Here is a 6,790-nt window from a genome sequence, read left to right on the forward strand (position 1 = left end):
CAGTTAAGTGTAGCCGATTCACTCGTTTAAATTTGAAAGGATTGAACCAAACATTCTTCATTATCAACAATTTTCTTCTCTTCTTCAAAGACTATATCTAGCTCACGATAAATTTTTCTCCAAAATAAAACAGCAGGTTTATTCTTAGCTAATTCAACAACAAAATATCTACCCTTTTTCTGTTTAAACAATTCCTCTAATAATGAAATTGCAATACCTTTTCTCCTGAATTTTTTCAACATAAAAATATCATTAATACTGAAATCATAATCTTTATTTAAAAAAGGTCTTTCTAAGAGCAGCAAAAAACCTACAATTACCTGATTTTTTTTTAGAAAATATGGTGTTAACCCATCTCTCTCCCAGATTAATTCAAATGAGTCAAACTCAAAAGAACCACTTGTTGATATGTCTAAACCATCGGTAAATTCAGAAAGGTCGTGTAAATAAAGGGAATATAAGTTGCGAAGAATATGCTTTTCATCTTTAGATAGTAATTTTAATGAAACAGTCATTTTTATACCTCATTTTCAATTAAATAACTTCTCATACTTTGTTAATTTCTACATAAACTTGAATTTTTCCTTTTTATAACTATCCTGCCCCGTTAGCCATCCATGAAGCGCAAAAATCAGCGCTTCACCACAGAGAATGAAAATGTGTTAGAACCGTCAATACTGATTCTACGGCTGGGAGAGGAAGATGCTTAACTATAGTGCGTTAGAGCCCATCCGTTAGTCTGACTCCACCGACCACGGTGCACCACTGACTGTAGCTCCCTTACGGGAAGCACACATGGTAGATTAATCCTATTCTGGTTGTTGCACCAGCCTCTAATCATAATGATGCCGTAGAAAGGATGTTTTCAATGGAAGTAGTCATTGAAAGAGCATGCGGTATGGATGTCCATAAGGACAATATTACTGCCTGTATTTTGACACCTGAAGGAAAGGAGATCCAAACGTTCTCTACTAAAACTGTATTTCTATTACAGTTGGTTGACTGGATTAAACAACATAATTGTACCCATGTCGCCATGGAGAGCACGAGTGTTTATTGGAAGTCTATTGTGAATTTACTAGAAGCTGAGGATATTGAGTTTTTAGTGGTGAATGCCCAACATATGAAGGCAGTTCCAGGACGAAAGACGGATGTGAAGGATGCAGAATGGATTGCAAAACTTGTTCGCTATCGTAGAAGTATTATTGAAGAGCGTGCCAGACAACATAACCGAATCCAAAAAGTGTTAGAAGGCGCGAACATTAAATTGGGGTCGGTTGTTTCAGATGTGTTGGGTGTTTCAGCACGAGATATGCTTGATGCCATTGCCGATGGTGAAGAGGACCCTGAAAAACTAGCAAACTTTGCACGACGCTCGATGAAAAAGAAGAAAGAAGAACTGGAACTTGCCCTAAAAGGCTATATTAATTCACATCAACGCCTCATGTTAAAAACCATTTTAGGTCATATTGATTTTCTGACTGAGCAAATCGAGATGCTTGATAAGGAAGTTGCGGACAGAGTCAGCTCTCATCAAGAAGATGTATCAATATTGGATTCGATTCCTGGTATAGCGACCAGAATGGCTGAGCAAATCCTATCCGAAATTGGGACTGATGTTAAAAAACAATTCCCAACGGCGGCTCATATGTGTTCATGGGCAGGATTGGTTCCGGGACAAAACGAGAGTGCTGGAAAAAGAAAATCAGCCAAAACCAAAAAAGGAAACAAGTATTTGAGATCCGCATTAACGGAAGCAGCTCATTCTGTAAGAGGATCAAAGAACTATCTCGGTGCACTGTATAGGTGTACAGCGTCACGAAAAGGCAAGAAACGTGCAGGAATTGTCGTCGCTCATGCCATTTTACGTATCTCTTATTATCTTCTTAACCCGAAAAGAAATGTATTTAGACTTAGGCGAAGACTACTTTGATAAGCAGAGACAACAATCTATCGTTCGGCATTCACTGAGACGACTCGAAAGTTTAGGATACACTGTTACCTTAGAAGAACCTAAAGCCTCTTAATCCAGTCACTTTCTAAACCATAGATCCATGAATTTGGAGCTCTTCCCTTTTTTTAAAAATGAATGAGCTGCGTCCTCTTAAGTATTGCCTTTTTCACTGAGTTACAGAAGTTTATTTTCATGGTAGTTAAACAAGTACCTCCTTTATTGCGGAAATTCACGTAGTTTGACATAATTTCCAATTTTTTCATCTTTTGTCGAACTTTTTGGAATTTTATATATTTAGATTCACGAAAGGATTGTAGTACTATTATATTAGTTCTTTAATACTGTAAATAGATAAAGGCAAACCAATTGAAAGATTGGGACGCAAAGCTACAGGTCTAAGGTGTTAAACTATGATGGCTGAGCTACCTAAAATAGTGCATATTTTAGGGGGATATTATGACTGCAATTGCTAGTGAAAAAGATTAGATAAAGAATGGGTGGAACTTATTAAGGAAGCTTTAGAGTTAGGGATTCCTTTTGATGAAATTAGGGATTTTTTAAAAAAGGCTTCTTGACCTGACCTCTTAGAGGTCTATTTTTTTTCATACTTTTCATCAAATTTTTTTGCCTTATTTAAACTAACCTGCTTCGTTAGTTCAACAAGAAAAAGAGACCACTGTAACGATATTCAAATTTAATTAATACAAAGCCAAGTTAATTAAGATGATTTTTTTTTTCAAAAAAAATAGAGCTTATAGCTCCTATTAGTATCAGCTCCACCTACGCTAAATACCGTGATGACCACCTTTGTCATCCGACCTGATTATATCATATTTGAAAACGCTTACATTTGTAAAGGAATTTGCTCAGTGCCTACAAATAAAAAAAGGGATTACTCTTCAACATAAGTTCCATCTTTTACCGTATATTTTCGATTGAGCAGGGTCTTCTTAAGTTTTGTCATTTTTCTAATCTTGAAGAAACTTATTTTCATGGTATTTAAACAAGCACCTTTTCTTCTATTGCACATTATCCTCGAAGTGCGACATAACTGGAAAATATTGTCGAACTCTTTGTTTTTTATTTTGTTCAATATAATGAACGTTTGTATTACAATTGTTTCATAGCATTAACAATATTTAGAAAAAATGAAAACATTTTGAAAGATTCGGACGCAAAGCTACAGGTATAAGGTTATCAACAGCAGTGAAGGCTGAGTTGTCTAAAATAGTACATATTTTAGGGGGTTATATATTGACTAGTGCAACTGCTTGCGAAAAAGAATTAGAAAAAGAATGGTTTGACCTCATTATTAAGGCTCGTAATTTAGGAATTTCTATTGATGAAATTAAAGAATTTCTAAAAAAATCATCTTGACCTTCTATAAGGTCTATTTTTTTTATTTACTACGCAACTTTGGGTCAAATGCGACATAAATGCGAGAAGGATTTATTCTTTCTTGTTCCACTCCGTTAGTACAATAAGAAAAAAGCCACCAAAATGGCAGATGAATCTTCAACTCTTACACCAGTGTGACCGTCTAGTTAAATGACACAGTTTTTGCTCATTTAAGTGACACACTTAAATGGAAAATAGATTAAAATAAATGTCCTTTGACACGGAGCCTCTACGAACATGATTCTCTTATAAAACGAAGTCAAGCTGTTTTTGGCAAATAAAAAGGCATTATGTTTTATGAATATAAAAAGAGCCTAAATATACAAGTAGTGAATAAAAACTTGCATAATTTAGGCTCTTTTTAGTTTATTCCTTTGTTTCAGTAAAGCACCCGTTAGTTCAATAAGGAATTTCAGATTCTTTCGTTTCAATTCTTTAATTTTTTTATTATTTAACTACGTTTATCTTAACAAAATAACTTGCTATTTTTCCTGTTTCAAATTCAGATAAGTATTGAAGAATATAATGACCAGGTTTTGATATGGATTGAACAGTTGATTCGGATTCAAAACGTGGTATAACTTCATTTCGATCTACACTGTAAAAAAATATGTTCGTAACAGTAGTTGATGCACTATTTTTATAAGTAAAATGATGGTTAGAATGGACAGTTATTTCTGGTTCATTTTGTAAATATGTATTTAGATCATTTATGCTTTTATAAGTAAGATTTTTTGTAATACTTTTGCCAAAAGCACTATAATCATAATCTTTTGCTTTCAATTCATATGTCTTATGCTCATTTTTTATCGAAGCAGTTGGTACAGTTGGAGAATAAAAAAAGCTATAATAAACAAAGAATATAACTATGAATGTGCCAATAAATTTCCATACTTTTTTCATTTAATTACACTCCTAAAAAATGGATTATATATATATATAATTCTATTCATAAAAGATTTTTTCCTTCTTCAATTAATCTACCCCTTTAGTGCAATAAAAAAAGGCTGCCGCAACAGCCCCTACTTTCTTGAACTCAAGCACCCGTTTGTTTAATAAGGATAATAATATACTTATTTATCGTTTAGTATTTTCATCGGTATAATGTCTTCTTTACCATTCCACTTAACAATTACCTTAATTACTTCTTTTTTACTTTGGATATCACCACCACTACCTCCTGAACTGGTCCGAATATACTTCGTACCAGGAGGGCTTTCAGTCCCACGTTCTGACCCTCCGCTAGATTTATAGGAATAGCTTACAACTGAATTGGAAATATCCGTATAATCACCTTTGTATTCAAGTACAAAATCTTTTTTATATTCGTCATAATGGGTAGAAGTACCTCCTCTACCTGAAAAAATTAAAGTTCCCGTCCACTGGTTTCCTTCACCATAAAATTTATAATTATGTTTAACACTTATTGTTTCTTTACCATTACATCCTATTAAAAGTGAACAAATAAAAATTATTAATAAAACTGTTCTTTTCCTCATTTAATCACCCAACCATAATGAAAGCCCCGAACCAAAGCCAATACATTTAGGAACATATTTCTTATAAAATCAATCATTCTTTCTAATTCCTCCGGTCTTCTATATAACCAATTTGGTATCTTTATTCTAACATAATCCTCAAATCGTTTGGACTTTATTTCCATTTCCTCTTAAACTAACCTGCTTCGTTAGTGCAGCAAGCATAACTTCACAAATATGTATAAATATTAGCTTATATACATTTTATCTTGAGTATCGATTCATAAATTTACTGCCAAAACATACATTAATTAATTTCCGGAAACAGCCAAACAAGGGTCTGCCTGATTAACCAAGGCAATCATGAATGCCTCTCCATGTTAAAAATGTACGTTTCAAACTGGAAAAAAGTGTCCCAATTTATCAAGCGAAAACTGTGTCATCTCTTTCAAGCGGTCACAACCAGTTACTTTAATAAGAAATTTTACACATTCAAAATGTATCCTTGAAAGTAAAAAGGACTAACCTAATTGATTAGTCCTTGTAAAAGGAGAAATTAATTGTTGTCTAGTTTTTCTTGAAAATAACTCCAAGCTGCAATTGCCCAAGCCGAAATTACTTCACCAACAAAAGATACCAGACCGATAACAAAATCCATAATCACTAACCTGCCCGTAACTTGAAGAAGAAAAAAGCGACCTTCGTTATTGAATGATCGCACCCGTTTCTTTAAATGCATTCCTGCACAAACTTTTCATCTTCCATATTTATTATGTAAACATCATTATCCTTAACTAAGAACAATTTGCTCCCTCTACCAATAGCATAATCATATTTCAGTTCTTCTCCATTCTGATTAACTGTATGGAATGTCTTTCTTTTCTTGTCCCTTAAAGAATTCAAGCACACCACTGCTCTATGGTCATAACCATGACTAAACAAAACCAAATCATTCAAAATAGCAAATGCATGACTTCCTTTTATGGGAAGATTACGAAAAATCTTATAGCCCATCTTGTTTAATATAACAAGTGGGAAGTCACAATAATAATAAATATTTGTGCCTTCTGATGTGACATTTAAAGCATAACAATCGTCTATGAATGGAACTTTTCTCCCTGTTTGCCTGACAAAATCGGTGTAATCAAATGTTTTGACTCCTTCTTTATCATAACATCTTAAACCTGAATCCATATTTTCATCGAAATAACTTACCCATATATCAGAATCCTTTGTCGTTTGCACATCTTGAATTGCATCATCAAACTCGAACTTTTTTAACACATTTCCGTGAACATCAAATAAGGTACCGTTCCTTAAATACCCCTCTTCTTCGTCGGTTCTTGCACTGACCAATAACCAATTCTCCTTAAGAGGTTGAGCAAAATCAAATGCTTCCGATACCGAAGGGAGTTTGACTTTATTTATTTTTCCATTTTCACAATGAAATACCTTATGCAAATACCTTCCTTGTACCTTCTTTTCTGTTAATAAAATAAGATTGCCATTAAAATCGACACTAATTCTATAATTATCCTGTGCACCCGCAATATGTCTAACATTGATATAATGGCTAGCTTTTATATCATTCATTTTTGTTCCCCCCTAAAAATCATAACCAACACTTGTTAAACATAAGCAACCGTTAGCCATCCATGAAGCGCAGAAATCGCACTTCACCACAGAATGAAAATAGTCAGGAAGTGTCCATACTGATACTGACCTTAATCCAGTCAACCAATTCATAGACTTATTAATTAACACTCTTCTCTTTTTTTAACGATTGAGCAGGGTCTTCTTAAATATTGCCATTTTTCCAATTTAGAGGAAACTTATTTTCATGGTAGACATGCATGCCGCGTTGCGGCACCATCAAATGAATGAAAATGTTTTTATACTAGTCTAGTTCCCCTTCCTCCTGTCAATCCTGATAATACGGCTGGCGAAGGAAGGTCGATGA

General features: G+C 33.9%; 5 protein-coding genes, 2 pseudogenes and 2 riboswitches. Of the genes and pseudogenes, 3 read left to right on the forward strand and 4 right to left on the reverse strand.

The window, feature by feature from the left end:
- Positions 1 to 26 precede the first annotated feature (26 nt).
- Positions 27 to 515 carry a GNAT family N-acetyltransferase gene (locus J7E66_RS27915; protein ID WP_215006309.1) on the reverse strand — a complete coding sequence of 163 codons (489 nt, stop codon included), beginning with the start codon at positions 513 to 515 and terminating at the stop codon, positions 27 to 29.
- Between the two features lie 353 nt (positions 516 to 868).
- Here J7E66_RS27915 and J7E66_RS27920 point away from each other — a divergent pair.
- The 3 genes and pseudogenes from J7E66_RS27920 (at position 869) to J7E66_RS27930 (ending at position 3,331) form a co-directional block, all read left to right on the forward strand.
- A pseudogene (locus J7E66_RS27920) lies at positions 869 to 2,027 on the forward strand (IS110 family RNA-guided transposase).
- A gap of 273 nt (positions 2,028 to 2,300) precedes the next feature.
- Positions 2,301 to 2,384: riboswitch (cyclic di-GMP riboswitch) on the forward strand.
- 64 nt (positions 2,385 to 2,448) lie between these two features.
- A pseudogene (gene sinI / locus J7E66_RS32475) lies at positions 2,449 to 2,529 on the forward strand (DNA-binding anti-repressor SinI); the annotation flags it as partial.
- A 564-nt stretch (positions 2,530 to 3,093) separates the two neighbouring features.
- Positions 3,094 to 3,180, forward strand: a riboswitch (cyclic di-GMP riboswitch).
- Positions 3,181 to 3,208: 28 nt separating this feature from the next.
- On the forward strand, positions 3,209 to 3,331 hold the full coding sequence (locus tag J7E66_RS27930; RefSeq protein ID WP_215006312.1) for an anti-repressor SinI family protein: 123 nt from the start codon (positions 3,209 to 3,211) through the stop codon (positions 3,329 to 3,331).
- Positions 3,332 to 3,799: 468 nt separating this feature from the next.
- On the opposite strand, the gene J7E66_RS27935 is transcribed toward J7E66_RS27930, so the two are convergent.
- The 3 genes from J7E66_RS27935 to J7E66_RS27945 form a co-directional block, all read right to left on the reverse strand.
- Positions 3,800 to 4,255 (reverse strand): hypothetical protein, encoded by a 456-nt coding sequence (locus tag J7E66_RS27935; RefSeq protein WP_215006315.1) that lies wholly within the window; start codon positions 4,253 to 4,255, stop codon positions 3,800 to 3,802.
- Positions 4,256 to 4,425: 170 nt separating this feature from the next.
- On the reverse strand, positions 4,426 to 4,851 hold the full coding sequence (locus J7E66_RS27940) for a hypothetical protein (protein WP_215006318.1): 426 nt from the start codon (positions 4,849 to 4,851) through the stop codon (positions 4,426 to 4,428).
- A gap of 708 nt (positions 4,852 to 5,559) precedes the next feature.
- Positions 5,560 to 6,423 (reverse strand): hypothetical protein, encoded by an 864-nt coding sequence (locus J7E66_RS27945; protein WP_215006321.1) that lies wholly within the window; start codon positions 6,421 to 6,423, stop codon positions 5,560 to 5,562.
- Between the last annotated feature and the right edge of the window lie 367 nt (positions 6,424 to 6,790).

The organism is Bacillus sp. ISL-7 (genome assembly GCF_018613065.1).